This window comes from Nitrosomonas sp. (genome assembly GCF_043753625.1).
Classification (GTDB): domain Bacteria; phylum Pseudomonadota; class Gammaproteobacteria; order Burkholderiales; family Nitrosomonadaceae; genus Nitrosomonas.
On the sequence record NZ_JAYUWI010000068.1, the window covers coordinates 1 to 14,229 of the forward strand.

Here is a 14,229-nt window from a genome sequence, read left to right on the forward strand (position 1 = left end):
TATCGACGCTATCTTTGTCTTTTATTTGAGAGGAATTGGTAACTATTCGCTCTCCAAAAATAATTAGAAAGATACCTGACAGGTTTTTGAGTGAGAAAAAATAAACCACCACGTGGTTTTGCCATGGGGTTGTTTATTCTCCACAGCATGCTGTGTTGTGGGGATTTTTCAGATTTTACTATCTAATCCATTTTCGGCGATTTCTGCAGCACGTAACAATGCTTTGGCTTTATTCTGCGTTTCTATCCATTCATTTTGCGGAATCGAATCGGCAACAATTCCTGCACCTGCCTGGACATGCAATTGGCCATCTTTGATGACACCGGTACGGATTGCAATCGCCAGATCCATATCACCATTGAATCCCAGATAACCTACCGCGCCGGCATACACACCGCGTTTGGATATTTCCAGTTCGTCGATGATTTCCATTGCACGCACCTTGGGAGCACCACTGACTGTTCCTGCCGGAAACGTGGCACGCAGCACATCGATAGCGGTCAGTTCGGGTTTTAGCTTGCTTTCCACGTTGGATACGATGTGCATGACATGCGAATAATTCTCTATTTGCATTTTTTCCGTTACAGTTACCGTTCCGGTCTGCGCAACACGTCCAATATCGTTGCGGCCTAAGTCCATTAGCATGACATGCTCTGCCAGTTCTTTCGGGTCGGCGAGCAAATCCGCTGCCAGTTCGATATCTTCCTTTATGTTCTTCCCACGAGGCCGGGTCCCTGCAATCGGGCGAACTGTAACGGTATCGCCTTCCAGACGTACCAATATTTCCGGAGACGCCCCCACGATATGAAAATCATCTAAATGATAGAAAAACATATAGGGCGAAGGATTGAGGCTGCGAAGCGCACGATACAGTGACAGTGGAGACGCATTGAAAGGTTTACTGGTACGCTGGGACAAAACGACTTGCATGATGTCACCATCATAGATATAGCGCTTTGCCCGCTCGACAGCAGCTTTGAAGTCGGCCTCTGGAAATTCAGAGACTGCAGCACCGGAAGTAACGGATTGTTCGGTTGGAATGGTTATCGATTGGCGAAGCTTGGCCAATAAAGTTTTTAAGCGATTGCGTCCGGATTGGTAGGCATTTTCATTTTCCGGATTGACATAAACGATCAGATATAGCTTGCCAGATAAATTATCCACGACAGCCAGTTCTTCCGACAGTAACAGCAAAACATCCGGGGTATTCAACGTATCCGGTTTTGCATGGCCCGCCAGTTTGTGCTCGATGTAGCGTACGGTATCGTATGAAAAGTAGCCGACCAAACCGCCACAAAAACGGGATTTTCCAGCCGGGCAGGGTGCTGCCTTGAATTGCGCCAGATAGGACTCGACAAATGCCAGAGTATCATCCACTAAGATTGTTTCAGACTTGCTGTCAACGATCGTGGTAACTTGATTGCCGCGGGCTTCAATCCGTGTAGTTGCCGGTAAACCAATAAATGAGAATCGACCGAAACGTTCTCCACCTTTGACTGATTCCAATAAATACGAATAGGGCTGGTTGGCCAGTTTTAGATAGATGGATAAAGGAGTATCGAGATCTGCAAAAGTTTCCAGTACTATTGGGATGCGGTTGTATCCTTTTTGTGCGAGCTTATTAAATTCGGCTGCGGACATCTCAGTTTTCAAGACAGTCTTTTAACCAATTTGGATGCGTCGAACAATGATTCGACAATCGCATCGCAATCAAGCTCGTAAACATTACGTCCTTCGTTATAGCCATAAGTAACAATGAACACATGGCAATCGGCGGCTCTGGCGGCAATGGCGTCATTCAGTGAATCGCCAATGAGCAAGGCTTCGTGCGGTTGCACATCAAAATGCTGACAAATATGCGTTAATGGCATCGGGTCAGGTTTTTTCCTGGGCAGACTGTCACCGGATAATACGATTTCAAATTGATCGTATAACCCGGTTGCCCGCAGCAGAGGCAGGGTAAAAGCCTCCGCTTTGTTGGTGATGCAAGCAAGCTTAAAACCTGCCTGTTGTAGGGCTTTAATGCCTTCGAGAACGCCCGGATAGGGGCGTGTGTTGACACTCAAATTATTGGTGTAATGCTTCTCGTAGATAGGCAGTGCTTTTTCAAATAAGGCAGCATCGGGTTCACCATCCAGTTGCCCGGTCAATGTTCGCTTGACCAGTTTTTGTATGCCTTTGCCGATATATGAGCAAATCGTTGTTGTCGATTGCTCCGGCAACCCCAGATCTTTTAACATCAGGTTTGCAGATAATGCGAGATCGTCAGCGGTATTAAGCAGCGTGCCATCCAGATCAATCATGATCACTTTGATCGCTAGCGGAAATTCGATTTTTTTTGCAGCGGCACTTGCGCTGCCAGAAAGACTATGATTCATTTGAATATACGGAATAGCAATAAGCCAAATAGGATTGTTAGAAAATTATACTTTCGCTAATTCAGCGCGAAATGCCGCCAAGACGCTGTCATAACGATGCGGGTCAGTGTCTTTACCGGCCGAGTAAATGGCTGATCCAGCGACAAAAGTATCTGCTCCGGCACGAGCGATTTCAGCTATATTGTCGACTTTAACACCCCCATCAATCTCCAGCATGATGTTTTTCCCGCTCGCGTCAATACGTTTCCTGACGGCACGTAATTTGTTCAATGCTTCTGGAATAAATTTTTGTCCGCCAAACCCAGGATTAACCGACATGATGAGAACCAGATCCAGTTTGTCGAGCACATGATCCAGATAATGCAAAGGGGTAGCCGGATTAAACACCAAGCCCGCTTTGCAGCCTTGCTCCTTAATTAATCCGATAGTTCGATCAATGTGGTTGGAAGCTTCAGGGTGGAACGAAATGATATTGGCACCTGCTTTGGCGAAGTCCGGAATAATACGATCAACCGGTTCGACCATCAGATGTACATCAATCATGGCATCAGTGACAGGGCGAATGGCTTCGCATACCAAAGGACCGATGGTGAGATTGGGAACATAATGATTATCCATAACATCAAAATGAACAATATCTGCACCTGATTCAATAACGGCGGTGATTTCATCGCCGAGTTTGGCGAAGTTAGCGGACAAAATGCTCGGTGCAATGCGGTACATGGAGACCTCTCTATAAACAAAGTTGTTATTTTAACCTCAATTAACCAACTACGCGTACAAGAGATAGAGATTTATGAATAATTATCCGAGTTAATATTACTTAGTTGCGCTCTAGAAAGCTTCTTTTTTCAGCCGACTGTTGCAGGTAGCATATTGAAAACCATAAATAGACTGCGATTAATCGCGGAACGGGCACATACTTAGACCAGATATTGATAGGGATAGAGGTAAATCAGATTGGCTAACGATGAATATCAACTGAAGCCAGCATTTGATTTTGATTCAAATGAATCAAATGTTCTGCATCATAACGTTTCGGCATCCGTGTGCATAAATGGGGATCCATATCCTGGAACTAGTGAGGTGAGGCTAGATTTATTGCCGCAAGCTGTTATTCGATTTTACGGATCGTTCAAAAACATTCCATTTATCAAATGTGTCGATCCGAATGTTAATATTTCTTTCTATATAAACGATCTTGAAATTAAGGGATTTCCTGCTCGAGGAGGTGACCCTGAAGTTGGGGAACTTCGTGTTAAATTGTATCCAGAATCGGAGCCAATAGCTGTTGTTGGAGATAGTGCGGCACAGATGACGCGAATCGTTTTCCATTTGTTTAACTTTGTCGACTTTATGGGAAACAGGCGATCCTCCGAACCGAATGGGACAGTGATTGGGACGACAATTGAACATATGGATTTGATTTGTGATGAATGGTCAGTTAAACTGAGATCACTGTCTTCGACACAACAGAATATTGAGTTTCTAAAAGAAAATGGGGGATATCGATTAACCCATATTGGCGGCATTCAGAAGCTGGATGGATGCTCATTCACCAGAAATGACGCCAATGAATGCTTAACTGCACTTCGTTTTTTCCTTTCGTTTATTAAAGGCGGATGGTGTGCTCCAATTTGTCCGGTGGGGTTCGATGAAACTAATCATCGTGTTTGGGAACAATGGTCATCACCGAGAGAAGCGTGGCACAGACCCCTTTCTTGGTTCGATGCTCAAAATACAGAGCAGTTGACTGTTTTATTTGCAGGTTTTATGAAGATGTGGGTAAATGATGAGTGGCAAGAAGCACTCAAGGAGACCATCTATTGGTACTTGAATGCAAATTTTTCATCGCGAGGTATTATAGATGCCGGAATCATCTTGACCCAAGCAGCGATCGAGCGCCTTTCTTATGAATATGCAGTAAAAGACAAGCACCTCGTTACTACAGATGAATTTAAGAATCTCTGGGCATCCGACAAGTTCCGGTTATTGTTTTCCTCTTTAAAAATCCCCTTGGATATTCCGCCAGCGACTTTGGAACTGAGAAAACTTGCCAAACAAAAGATGAAGTGGTTAGATGCTCCTCGCGCTTTAACAGAAATAAGAAATTCTTTAATCCATCCGGAACATAAAAAACGTCACCAGTTTGACTCTGCTTACTTTGAAGCCTGGAATCTGGGTTTGTGGTACTTAGAGATGGGGATTCTTGCTATCTGTGGATACAATGGTACTTAAGGTAATCGGTTAGATCTGAAACGCAGGGGGCAAGTTGAAAATGTACCTTGGAGTTGAGAAAATTTCTGCCTCAAAGGCTTTACAAGACATATTTCCTATTGATGTACAATTACCGTTTAGCAATATGATTACTATTATTTATACTATTTCTTGATACACTATCAAAAAATGTATGGAATAGAATGATGACCGAAGAAAAAAAATATGAAATTGATGTCAATATCCGCACGGTTTATCTGCCTGATCAATCCGATGAAGAGGCTGAAAGGCATGTATTCGCTTACACGATAACCATTGCGAATACGGGAACTGTAACCAGTCAATTAATCAGCAGGCACTGGATCATCAATAATGGGGATGGAACCACCCAGGAAGTGCGCGGGCTAGGCGTCGTGGGGGAACAGCCATTACTTAAACCGGGTGATAGCTTTGAATATACCAGTGGAACGGTGATTCCAACATCTGTGGGATTTATGAAAGGAAGCTATCAGATGGCGGCTGAAGATGGTGTGCATTTCGATGTCGCGATACCGGAATTTATACTTAGTGTACCCAGAATTCTCCACTAGGAAATCTGGGTATAGCCTCGACTTTATGGTACATGCCTTCAAATCACCGGTATTCTAATGTCCGGAAAACTCTACCTGATCCCAACACCTATCAGTCAGGAAAACATTGCTTGGGCATTGCCATCGGCGGTTCAGCAGTGCATCGCTGAAATTTCGCATTTCATTGTTGAGCATCCCAAAACGGCAAGGCAATTTCTGAGGCAAATTGATTGTAAGCATTCATTACAAGAATTAAGCATGCAAACCTTGAATGAGCATACTTCACCAAAAGATCTGCCGGCATTGCTGGATCCAATATTGGCCGGGCACGATGTGGGATTATTATCGGAAGCGGGTTGTCCCGCAGTAGCGGATCCTGGGGCCGAATTAGTCAGATTGGCGCATAAAAATAACATCACAGTCGTGCCATTAGTCGGACCTTCATCCATATTGCTGGCACTGATGGCATCGGGCTTAAATGGTCAGCGTTTCGCCTTTCATGGCTACTTGCCGGTTGAGAGTACGGCGCGAGCAAGCAGACTAATGGAGTTGGAGAAATTATCAATCAGTCTGAAGCAAACACAGATTTTTATCGAGGCGCCTTACCGTAATCAGAAATTACTGGAGCAGTTGGTTAATGTCTGTTCTGACAGCACGGATTTATGTATTGCAAGTCACCTTACTTTTTCCAGTGAAATGGTTACGACCAAATCCGTTAAAGAATGGAAACGTTCTTTACCGGATATCAACAAGATACCGACAATCTTTTTACTGCATGGATAGCTTGCAAGAAGCGTATCGCTAAATCGTTAGTCGTTGGTATTGGAGGGAGCAGGCTGTTTTTTCTGAATAAACTCGATTTTGTATCCGTCGGGGTCTTCCACAAATGCAATAATCGTTGTGCCATGCTTCATCGGACCAGCTTCACGCGCTACTTTCCCACCTAGTTTTTTGGTATTCTCGCAGGCCTGATAGGCGTCATCGACTTCAATAGCAATGTGACCAAAGCCTTTCCCAAGGTTGTATGCCGGGGTATCCCAATTGTGGGTCAGTTCAAGGACAGTGCCGCGCGCTTCATCCTGATAGCCGACAAATGCAAGTGTAAATTTGCCATCGGGATAATCTTTGCGACGCAGCAATTTCATACCCAATACTTGCGTGTAAAATATAAGAGATTTTTCGAGATTACCGACTCGAAGCATGGTGTGCAGAATACGCATTTATATTTTTACCATTTCAAAATCTTCTTTTCGCGCACCGCATTCCGGGCAGGTCCAATTGATCGGCACATCTTCCCAGCGCGTGCCTGGTGCAATGCCTTCATCCGGAGATCCCAAGGCTTCATCATAAATAAAACCACAAATTAAACACATGTATCGATTGTAATCACGATTCTCTTCGGTAGGCATGATAGATAGCAATTTCCTTTTAGGTTAAAATGATATTTTACGGTATTAATGCATGTTACAGCCACCCCCTATTGTACTTTCTTTTGCAGCCAATGACCCCAGTGGTGGAGCCGGCCTACAGGCTGATATACTCACCATTGCCAGTTTGGGGTGTCACCCATTATCAATTGTAACGGCCATAACTGTTCAGGATACGGCTGGTGTCGACGATGTGATGCCGCTCGATCCTGAATGGGTCGCTGATCAGGCACGGGCAGTATTGGAAGATATGCCTGTTCATGTCTTCAAGATTGGTTTGTTAGGCAGTGTTGAGATTATCGCTGCCATTGCAGAAATTATTTCAGATTATCCGCATATTCCTTTAGTCATGGACCCGATATTAACTTCGGGTCGTGGGGACGAGTTGGCAAACGACGAAATGATCGATGCAATGCGTGAATTATTATTGCCGCAAGTTACGATATTAACCCCCAACAGTCTGGAAGCCAGGCATCTTGCGCATCAGGAAAATGATGCCAATGAAGTCAAGCTGGATTTAAGTCTTTGTGCACAAAGATTACTGCACATGGGATGCGAATATGTCTTGATAACGGGTACGCATGAAAATTCGGTGCATGTGGTGAATACATTGTTCGCAGCTGATGGTGTTGTGCGCACAGATGAATGGGAGAGGCTTGAAAATACTTATCATGGATCAGGCTGTACTTTGGCATCAGCGATAGCAGCTTCATTAGCCAATGGATTGTCTGTCAGCGAAAGCGTCATTGAAGCGCAAGATTACACCTGGCACACTTTGCAGGGCGGGTTTCGTCCCGGAATGGGGCAATATATCCCGAACAGACTTTTCTGGGCTAATGATATAGAAGAAATAGAGAACGAGAATGAAGGGTTAACCAGTGAGAAACCCAAAAATTAACGGGTTGTATGCAATTACCCCAGAGCTTGAAAATACAAATAATTTGCTTGATAAAGCGCGACAAGTATTGGAAGGCGGGGCACAGCTCTTACAATACCGTAATAAATCAGCAAGCAGGATTTTGTTGAAAGAACAGGCCGGATTATTATTGCAGTTGTGTAGAGGATTCGGAATTCCTTTGATTATCAATGACTACCTTGACATAGCCATTGAAATTGATGCGGATGGATTACATGTCGGCCAGCAGGACGAATCCCTATTAAATGTAAGAAATCAATTAGGATGCAATAAAATTGTTGGTGCTTCCTGCTATAACAATCTGGATTTGGCACTTCAGGCTGAAAAAGAAGGGGCAGATTATGTTGCCTTTGGTGCTTTCTTTCCCTCATTGACTAAACCCAATACAGTTCCTGTTACTTTAAGTTTAATCGGTGAAGGCAAAAAGAAAATAACTATTCCCATTGTCGGGATTGGCGGCATTCGATTGGCTAATGCCAGAACGGTTATTCAAAGCGGATGTGCCGCAATAGCCGTTTGCAATGATTTGTTCCAATCCGAAAACATTAAAATAAAAGCAGCACAGTACGCACAATTATTTACAGAAACAAATTGACGGTTTTATAACCGATTTTTATTAAAAATATTAATATGAGTAACTAAATGACTTCACGCAATCATCAATTATTTGAACAATCCCAGCAATATATTCCAGGCGGGGTTAATTCCCCTGTTCGCGCTTTTAAATCGGTAGGTGGCGAGCCTATTTTTTTTCAGCGCGGGGAAGGCGCATATTTTTGGGATGCTGATGGTAAATCGTACATCGATTATGTGGGTTCATGGGGCCCCCTGATTCTCGGTCATGCGCATCCGGATGTGGTGAAAGCAGTTCAGAGTGCCGCACAAAATGGCTTAACCTTTGGCGCGCCGACAGAAGCAGAGCTGGACATTGCAAAATTGATTTGTCAGTTGGTTCCTTCCATCGAACAGGTCAGATTGGTTAGCTCCGGTACGGAAGCGGGAATGAGCGTAATTCGGCTGGCGCGCGGGTTTACCGGCAGGAGTAAAATCATTAAATTCGAAGGCTGCTATCATGGTCACGATGACTCTTTGCTGGTTAAAGCGGGTTCAGGCGCATTAACTTTTGGCAATCCGAGTTCTGCCGGTGTGCCGGCCGAAACAGCCGGACATACGATAGTTCTGGATTACAATGACATATCCGGCATAGAAGAAGCATTCAACAAATGGGGAAAAGAGATTGCTGCGGTAATAGTTGAACCGGTTGCCGGCAACATGAATCTGGTTGCTCCCAAGGTCGATTTTCTTGCCAAATTACGGGCGTTGTGTACGCAATCTGGCAGTGTGCTGATATTTGATGAGGTTATGACGGGATTCCGTGTCGGTCTTGGATGCGCGCAAGGCCTTTATCATATTAAGCCCGATCTGACTGCATTAGGTAAAGTTATTGGTGGTGGTATGCCGATGGCTGCGTTTGGCGGGCGCCGCGATATCATGCAATGCTTGGCACCGCTGGGTCCGGTTTATCAGGCTGGGACACTTTCCGGTAATCCGGTGGCAGTTGCGGCAGGATTGGCTACACTCAAACAAGTACAAGTACCCGGGTTTTATGAGAAATTAGGAAAGAGAACGCAACAGTTGGTCGACGGTATGACAGCGGCAGCAAAAAATCATGGCATAGATTTTTGTGCACAATCAGTAGGCGGTATGTTTGGGCTGTATTTTAGAAAGAATATTCCCACTAGCTTTGCTGAAGTAATGCAATGCGATAAGGAAGCATTTAACCGGTTCTTTCACGCGATGTTAGACGAAGGAGTTTATTTTGCACCATCGGCATTTGAAGCCGGCTTCGTATCGTCAATGCATGGCGATAATGAATTAGAGAAAACCTTATCCGCTGCAGAGAAAATATTTAAAAACTGGTAAGAAAATAGTCTGAGTAGTCCTGATTGGCGTAAATCTAATAAAAAGGCGGCAAATGCCGCCTTTTTACCTAACCTAACCAGCGTTTGTTAAAAGTCTAACGCATCGTAGAAATATAAGCTGAAACTGCTCGTTTTTCATATCCGTTTAAGCGAGTAATCACTTGTTGCATAACATCCTTATCATTTGCACGATCCCCTGCACTAAACAACTGCAATTGTGTCAACGTGTATTCGGCATGTTGTCCAGCAATTGCAGGATAGCGCGGTGGAATACCCGATCCATTGGGGCCATGACAGCTTGCACAAGCGGGAACGCCATTTGCGATACTGCCGCCATGATAAAGGAGTTTTCCAGTCTCAAGTAGTTTCTGATCTTCAACAGCCACTTGGCTTGGAGTTGCTTTTTGTTTGGCGTAGTAGGCACCCAGTTGTTTCATGTCTTCCGGCGAAAGTGCGGCGACCATCGAAGACATGACAGGACTGTTACGTTTCGCTGGAGCACTTTCAGTCGCTTTAAAATCCATCAACTGCTTGGTGATATATTCAGCTTGTTGTCCAGCCAAAATAGGATTCATCGGAATGACACTGTTGCCATCGGCACTGTGACAACCTGCACATACGCCAGATGCGATTTCTGTAACAGTTGCCGGAGCAGCATTCGCGGTGGCAGTTGTTTCGGCCGCAAGTGGTGCAGCCATTGTGAGTGCTGCAAGCATTACCATATTCTTAATCATTTTCATATTTCTATTCCGTTTAAAAGGCAATCAAAAGTTGGTAGGTTTGAGAATTAACGGTATATTTTAGCAAGGCACAAGACCGTTAACAACAAAATTAAGTTAATCTCCACCATTTAATCTTTTATTTTTCAATGAAAATAATATTTATTATTTTACTGATTATTAATATCGCCTATCAGATTGGCATACGGCTTCAATTTACTGAGCAAAATGCAATCAGTGCGCCGGCATTAGTTAATCCTGAAAAAATAATATTAGTGCCAGCGCATGAGGATTGTCTGGTGTGGGGTAACTTTTATGAAGAGCAAATACGTTATGCTGAAAAGGTACTTGCAGAATTATTTCCGGATTTGTTTTATAGTCAGGAAGAATCCGAAGATACCATGATGTATTGGCTATATATTCCACGATTTCCGAATAAAGAGGCAGCTAATCGCGAGATTAACAAATTACGAAATCTTGGTATTGTCAGTTTTCGTGTAAAAGATGACAGCAAATGGGAGAATGCCATTTCGCTCGGCATGTTTTATGATCAAAAGGATGCGCTGAAACAATTCAGAGAGATTGAAAAAAAAGGAATTACAAATGCTAAGATAGAAGATCGTAGCGTTATACTCAAAAAAATTGTAATTCATAATCCAACGCACCGGATTAGAGAGCAGATGCAAAAATTAGTCGAACAATTTGATGACACGCAATTGGCGCAAGGTAAATGTGAACGTTTATAATGTGCAACGCTTTGTGAAGCAGGATAAACAGGACTTGTTTAATTTCTTAGAAATCGCAGCTATTTTCAATAGCTATCACTGAATAATCAATAAGACAATAATGACGGTATCGATAAAAACACCGCAAGAAATTGAAAAAATGCGTATTGCGGGACGGCTGGGTTCAGAGGTTCTTGATTACATAACTCCCTTTGTTTTGGCAGGCGTTACTACCGAAGAATTGGATGTGCTCTGCCATAACTATATGGTGGATGTGCAAAAAACCATACCTGCGCCGTTGAACTATGCACCTTCCGGGCACACACCGTATCCTAAATCCATCTGCACTTCGGTAAATAATCAGATATGTCATGGTGTTCCAGGGCAGAAAAAATTAAAAAACGGCGATATTATTAACCTTGATATTACTGTGATTTATGAAGGCTATCATGGTGATACCAGCCGGATGTTTTATGTCGGCGAGCCCTCCATACAAGCCAAACGCTTATGCGAAGTAACTTTTGAAGCGATGTGGCGGGGCATCGATGAAATAGCGCCGGGAAAACATCTGGGTGACGTCGGGCATGCCATCCAGAAACTGGTTGAAGGGGTGGGGTATAGTGTGGTCAGAGAATTTTGCGGGCATGGAATTGGCGCAAAATTTCATGAGAATCCTCAAGTGCTCCACTATGGACGTGCGGGGTCAGGTCTGGAACTTAAACCGGGAATGATATTTACAGTCGAGCCGATGATTAATGCCGGAAAAGCAGCCATCCGTCATCTTCCGGATGGCTGGACCGTCACCACCAAGGATGGCAGCCTGTCGGCACAGTGGGAACATACCATCCTGGTTACTGAAGATGGGCATGAGGTTCTGACAGTATCGGCAGGCGCTCCCGCTAAACCCGTCTACCGTTTTGTAAGTTAAGTTTTTCATTCCGGAATTTTATTGACTATGACACGAAGTTATCACCGCACACCCGCGCAAATCCGCCCCGTTAGAATCACACGTCACTATACCAAGCATGCCGATGGTTCCATTTTGATCGAATGCGGCGACACCAAAGTCATCTGCACAGCCAGCATCAGTGAACAAGTTCCTCCATTTTTGAGAGGCCAGGGGCAAGGATGGTTGACTGCCGAATACGGCATGCTGCCTTGCTCGACGCACTCACGCATGCAACGCGAGGCGGCCAAAGGCAAACAATCGGGGCGCACGATGGAAATTCAGCGTCTGATTGGACGGGCTTTGCGCGCCGTTGTTGATCTAAAGCAATTGGGAGAACGCACCATTCAAATTGACTGTGACGTGATACAGGCTGATGGTGGCACCCGGACCGCCAGCATTACAGGCGCTTTTGTGGCGCTGCACGATGCGGTCGAGAAATTAATTTACCGGCAACTCATTGAGACCACGCCGATCATTGACCATGTGGCGGCGATTTCAGTCGGCATTCATCAGGGAATCCCGGTGCTGGATTTGGATTATGTTGAAGATTCTTCGTGTGACACGGATATGAATGTGGTGATGACTGGAAACCTGGGGATGATCGAAGTACAAGGAACAGCGGAAGGGGCCGCATTCAGCCGCAAAGAATTGGATAGCATGCTGGATATGGCGCAGCAGGGCATACAAGAACTCATCGCTTTACAGAAAAAAGTTTTGGCACAGGACACAACGAGTCATGGATAAGCTGGAAAAGCTGGTAATCGCGAGTAATAATCAAGGCAAGTCACGTGAAATAAATGCCTTTCTGGCACCTTTATCCATCGAAATCATACCGCAATCGGATTTTAACGCAGGTGAAATTGATGAGCCGCATCGTACCTTTGTAGAGAATGCGCTGGCCAAGGCACGTCATGCCAGCCGCTGTTCCGGATTACCGGCGCTGGCTGATGATTCTGGGATTTGTGTGAGCGCCCTAAACGGTGCACCCGGCGTGAATTCCGCGCGCTATGCCGGAGAGCCAAAGTCCGATGAACGCAATAACCTGAAGTTGATTGAAGCGCTTAAAAATAACTCAGACCGGCGTGCTTATTATTATTGCGTGATTGTGTTGGTGCGTCATGCCGATGATCCGCAGCCTATTATCGTCGATGGTTCGTGGTATGGTGAGATTATTGATCAACCGCGGGGAGAGGGTGGGTTTGGTTATGATTCGTATTTCTTTGTGCCCGAATTTGGTAAAACATCGGCTGAGCTTTCTGCTGAACAGAAGAATTTAATCAGTCATCGAGGTAAGGCGCTGGCACAATTGGCGGAAATTTTACGTGCTGGGAAATTCTAGGAACCAATAACCTACAAAATTTTCTGGGTTCATCAGGGTGATTCTTCACATTAACAAAAAATTCTTAATTCTAGTCGTGTAGGACGGATAAGCGTAGCGCCATCCGTCAAGATTATAAATTTTATTGAGCAAGAAATTTTTTATCCGTATCCAATTTTGTTAAAAAATATACCGCAATGATGTGGGTGAAATGCGGTTTTATAAATTTTATAAAGTGTTGGAAGTTAAGGAATTATTGATGATGGTGACGGATGGCGCTACGCTTATCCGTCCTACCTTCTGCGATTTATATTGGATTCGCGATTCCGTACCTGAACCTCAGAAGCTTGTGTTCCATTTGTGTGTGCGACTTGTTTACATAAAACATCACTTAAGTTCATTGGGATCCTTTAAACCAATTCTTATTAGATCACCTGTTCTTAACTGATGGTTGCTGTTCCCTAGATCTTTGCGAATCTCACGGTACATGGTGTCTGCTGCATTGAGTATGTCGCCGCCACTTGTTGCAGTTGTTCGAAAATTCAGATAAGCCGTAATAACTCCTGGAGATGCCCACAATATCAAACCACGATTAAGTTTCTGAAAATCTTTCTTCAGCCACTCAGGAATATTTTCGTCACTAAATTCGTCGATTTTGTCAGTTTGATATTTCTCTACAAGATTAAAGAAAACGTTATACACCTTGATCTTGTTGGCTCGGTGACTCTCCGCAATATCTCTTGTTTTTGATTGCCACTGCGCATACCAAAGGCCTATTAATCCTAAAAAAGCTGTGATAAGCGCAGCTGCGACGCTGGCATTTAGGGACTGGAACCATTGCAATGCCGCATAAAAAGTCCACAGACCCAGAATAATGGTTACTATCACAGCTATTCCACCGAGTATTATCTGTTTCTTTTCCATCAGCTCGTGCCTTCATTAGCACTCAATTAACGCGCGGCAAGGGGTCAGCACGCGAATCAAGAATATTGGCCACATTCAACCTGCAAGTGCACCACGCGCTAACCTAAACATCTCGTAGGGTGTTTTGTAATTTAAACATTTTCTGGGGCGATTGTTGAGTCGTTT

The 14,229-nt window shown here is 44.3% G+C and carries 17 protein-coding genes; 10 read left to right on the forward strand and 7 right to left on the reverse strand.

Annotated elements, in window-relative coordinates:
- Window positions 1-168: 168 nt before the first annotated feature.
- The 3 genes from trpE to rpe are packed head-to-tail and all read right to left on the reverse strand — an operon-like array spanning window position 169 to window position 3,101.
- The gene (gene trpE, locus ACH10T_RS06745; RefSeq protein WP_394808563.1) at window positions 169-1,641 is read right to left on the reverse strand and encodes an anthranilate synthase component I; all 1,473 of its coding nucleotides are present in this window, start codon (window positions 1,639-1,641) and stop codon (window positions 169-171) included.
- An 8-nt stretch (window positions 1,642-1,649) separates the two neighbouring features.
- Window positions 1,650-2,378, reverse strand: a complete 729-nt coding sequence (locus tag ACH10T_RS06750; RefSeq protein WP_394808548.1) for a phosphoglycolate phosphatase — start codon at window positions 2,376-2,378, stop codon at window positions 1,650-1,652.
- A gap of 45 nt (window positions 2,379-2,423) precedes the next feature.
- Window positions 2,424-3,101, reverse strand: a complete 678-nt coding sequence (rpe, locus tag ACH10T_RS06755) for a ribulose-phosphate 3-epimerase (RefSeq protein ID WP_394808549.1) — start codon at window positions 3,099-3,101, stop codon at window positions 2,424-2,426.
- A gap of 237 nt (window positions 3,102-3,338) precedes the next feature.
- Here rpe and ACH10T_RS06760 point away from each other — a divergent pair, with 237 nt between their 5' ends.
- The 3 genes from ACH10T_RS06760 to ACH10T_RS06770 all read left to right on the forward strand — a co-directional run bounded on the left by ACH10T_RS06760 (window position 3,339) and on the right by ACH10T_RS06770 (window position 5,947).
- Window positions 3,339-4,616, forward strand: coding sequence for a hypothetical protein (locus ACH10T_RS06760; protein ID WP_394808550.1), 1,278 nt, complete (start codon window positions 3,339-3,341; stop codon window positions 4,614-4,616).
- A 185-nt stretch (window positions 4,617-4,801) separates the two neighbouring features.
- Window positions 4,802-5,185 carry a Co2+/Mg2+ efflux protein ApaG gene (gene apaG, locus ACH10T_RS06765; protein ID WP_394808551.1) on the forward strand — a complete coding sequence of 128 codons (384 nt, stop codon included), beginning with the start codon at window positions 4,802-4,804 and terminating at the stop codon, window positions 5,183-5,185.
- Window positions 5,186-5,242: 57 nt separating this feature from the next.
- The gene (locus tag ACH10T_RS06770; protein ID WP_394808552.1) at window positions 5,243-5,947 is read left to right on the forward strand and encodes an SAM-dependent methyltransferase; all 705 of its coding nucleotides are present in this window, start codon (window positions 5,243-5,245) and stop codon (window positions 5,945-5,947) included.
- A 26-nt stretch (window positions 5,948-5,973) separates the two neighbouring features.
- On the opposite strand, the gene gloA is transcribed toward ACH10T_RS06770, so the two are convergent.
- Together gloA and ACH10T_RS06780 are read right to left on the reverse strand one after the other, a co-directional pair.
- Window positions 5,974-6,384 carry a lactoylglutathione lyase gene (gene gloA, locus ACH10T_RS06775; protein ID WP_394808553.1) on the reverse strand — a complete coding sequence of 137 codons (411 nt, stop codon included), beginning with the start codon at window positions 6,382-6,384 and terminating at the stop codon, window positions 5,974-5,976.
- Window positions 6,385-6,573 carry a rubredoxin gene (locus ACH10T_RS06780; protein WP_304906718.1) on the reverse strand — a complete coding sequence of 63 codons (189 nt, stop codon included), beginning with the start codon at window positions 6,571-6,573 and terminating at the stop codon, window positions 6,385-6,387.
- A gap of 52 nt (window positions 6,574-6,625) precedes the next feature.
- Here ACH10T_RS06780 and thiD point away from each other — a divergent pair, with 52 nt between their 5' ends.
- From thiD to hemL, 3 genes are read left to right on the forward strand one after another with little or no spacing between them, the layout of a single operon-like run.
- Window positions 6,626-7,489 carry a bifunctional hydroxymethylpyrimidine kinase/phosphomethylpyrimidine kinase gene (thiD, locus tag ACH10T_RS06785; protein ID WP_394808554.1) on the forward strand — a complete coding sequence of 288 codons (864 nt, stop codon included), beginning with the start codon at window positions 6,626-6,628 and terminating at the stop codon, window positions 7,487-7,489.
- Window positions 7,470-8,102, forward strand: a complete 633-nt coding sequence (gene thiE, locus ACH10T_RS06790) for a thiamine phosphate synthase (protein ID WP_394808555.1) — start codon at window positions 7,470-7,472, stop codon at window positions 8,100-8,102. Before thiD ends, thiE begins: the two co-directional genes overlap by 20 nt.
- Window positions 8,103-8,149: 47 nt before the next feature.
- The gene (gene hemL, locus ACH10T_RS06795) at window positions 8,150-9,430 is read left to right on the forward strand and encodes a glutamate-1-semialdehyde 2,1-aminomutase (protein ID WP_394808556.1); all 1,281 of its coding nucleotides are present in this window, start codon (window positions 8,150-8,152) and stop codon (window positions 9,428-9,430) included.
- Between the two features lie 94 nt (window positions 9,431-9,524).
- On the opposite strand, the gene ACH10T_RS06800 is transcribed toward hemL, so the two are convergent.
- Window positions 9,525-10,169, reverse strand: a complete 645-nt coding sequence (locus ACH10T_RS06800; RefSeq protein ID WP_394808557.1) for a c-type cytochrome — start codon at window positions 10,167-10,169, stop codon at window positions 9,525-9,527.
- Between the two features lie 128 nt (window positions 10,170-10,297).
- Here ACH10T_RS06800 and ACH10T_RS06805 point away from each other — a divergent pair, with 128 nt between their 5' ends.
- The 4 genes from ACH10T_RS06805 to rdgB all read left to right on the forward strand — a co-directional run bounded on the left by ACH10T_RS06805 (window position 10,298) and on the right by rdgB (window position 13,161).
- The gene (locus ACH10T_RS06805) at window positions 10,298-10,894 is read left to right on the forward strand and encodes an SPOR domain-containing protein (RefSeq protein WP_394808558.1); all 597 of its coding nucleotides are present in this window, start codon (window positions 10,298-10,300) and stop codon (window positions 10,892-10,894) included.
- A 100-nt stretch (window positions 10,895-10,994) separates the two neighbouring features.
- A complete protein-coding gene (gene map, locus ACH10T_RS06810) occupies window positions 10,995-11,801 on the forward strand; it encodes a type I methionyl aminopeptidase (protein WP_394808559.1) in 807 nt (268 codons plus the stop codon).
- Window positions 11,802-11,828: 27 nt separating this feature from the next.
- Window positions 11,829-12,566 (forward strand): ribonuclease PH, encoded by a 738-nt coding sequence (gene rph / locus ACH10T_RS06815; RefSeq protein WP_394808560.1) that lies wholly within the window; start codon window positions 11,829-11,831, stop codon window positions 12,564-12,566.
- On the forward strand, window positions 12,559-13,161 hold the full coding sequence (gene rdgB / locus ACH10T_RS06820; RefSeq protein WP_394808561.1) for an RdgB/HAM1 family non-canonical purine NTP pyrophosphatase: 603 nt from the start codon (window positions 12,559-12,561) through the stop codon (window positions 13,159-13,161). The genes rph and rdgB overlap by 8 nt, the downstream gene beginning before the upstream one ends.
- Before the next feature lie 366 nt (window positions 13,162-13,527).
- On the opposite strand, the gene ACH10T_RS06825 is transcribed toward rdgB, so the two are convergent.
- Complete coding sequence (locus ACH10T_RS06825; RefSeq protein WP_394808562.1) at window positions 13,528-14,064, reverse strand: hypothetical protein; 537 nt, start codon at window positions 14,062-14,064, stop codon at window positions 13,528-13,530.
- Window positions 14,065-14,229: the final 165 nt, after the last annotated feature.

What these genes read in the sequence shown, in the direction of transcription:
- apaG (WP_394808551.1), top strand. Translation starts at nt 4,802, where the DNA reads ATGACCGAAGAAAAAAAATATGAAATTGATGTCAATATCCGCACGGTT.
- trpE (WP_394808563.1), bottom strand. Translation starts at nt 1,641, where the DNA reads ATGTCCGCAGCCGAATTTAATAAGCTCGCACAAAAAGGATACAACCGC.
- ACH10T_RS06805 (WP_394808558.1), top strand. Translation starts at nt 10,298, where the DNA reads ATGAAAATAATATTTATTATTTTACTGATTATTAATATCGCCTATCAG.
- rdgB (WP_394808561.1), top strand. Translation starts at nt 12,559, where the DNA reads ATGGATAAGCTGGAAAAGCTGGTAATCGCGAGTAATAATCAAGGCAAG.
- map (WP_394808559.1), top strand. Translation starts at nt 10,995, where the DNA reads ATGACGGTATCGATAAAAACACCGCAAGAAATTGAAAAAATGCGTATT.
- rpe (WP_394808549.1), bottom strand. Translation starts at nt 3,101, where the DNA reads ATGTACCGCATTGCACCGAGCATTTTGTCCGCTAACTTCGCCAAACTC.
- ACH10T_RS06825 (WP_394808562.1), bottom strand. Translation starts at nt 14,064, where the DNA reads ATGGAAAAGAAACAGATAATACTCGGTGGAATAGCTGTGATAGTAACC.
- ACH10T_RS06750 (WP_394808548.1), bottom strand. Translation starts at nt 2,378, where the DNA reads ATGAATCATAGTCTTTCTGGCAGCGCAAGTGCCGCTGCAAAAAAAATC.
- thiD (WP_394808554.1), top strand. Translation starts at nt 6,626, where the DNA reads ATGTTACAGCCACCCCCTATTGTACTTTCTTTTGCAGCCAATGACCCC.
- hemL (WP_394808556.1), top strand. Translation starts at nt 8,150, where the DNA reads ATGACTTCACGCAATCATCAATTATTTGAACAATCCCAGCAATATATT.
- gloA (WP_394808553.1), bottom strand. Translation starts at nt 6,384, where the DNA reads ATGCGTATTCTGCACACCATGCTTCGAGTCGGTAATCTCGAAAAATCT.
- ACH10T_RS06800 (WP_394808557.1), bottom strand. Translation starts at nt 10,169, where the DNA reads ATGAAAATGATTAAGAATATGGTAATGCTTGCAGCACTCACAATGGCT.
- rph (WP_394808560.1), top strand. Translation starts at nt 11,829, where the DNA reads ATGACACGAAGTTATCACCGCACACCCGCGCAAATCCGCCCCGTTAGA.
- ACH10T_RS06780 (WP_304906718.1), bottom strand. Translation starts at nt 6,573, where the DNA reads ATGCCTACCGAAGAGAATCGTGATTACAATCGATACATGTGTTTAATT.
- ACH10T_RS06770 (WP_394808552.1), top strand. Translation starts at nt 5,243, where the DNA reads ATGTCCGGAAAACTCTACCTGATCCCAACACCTATCAGTCAGGAAAAC.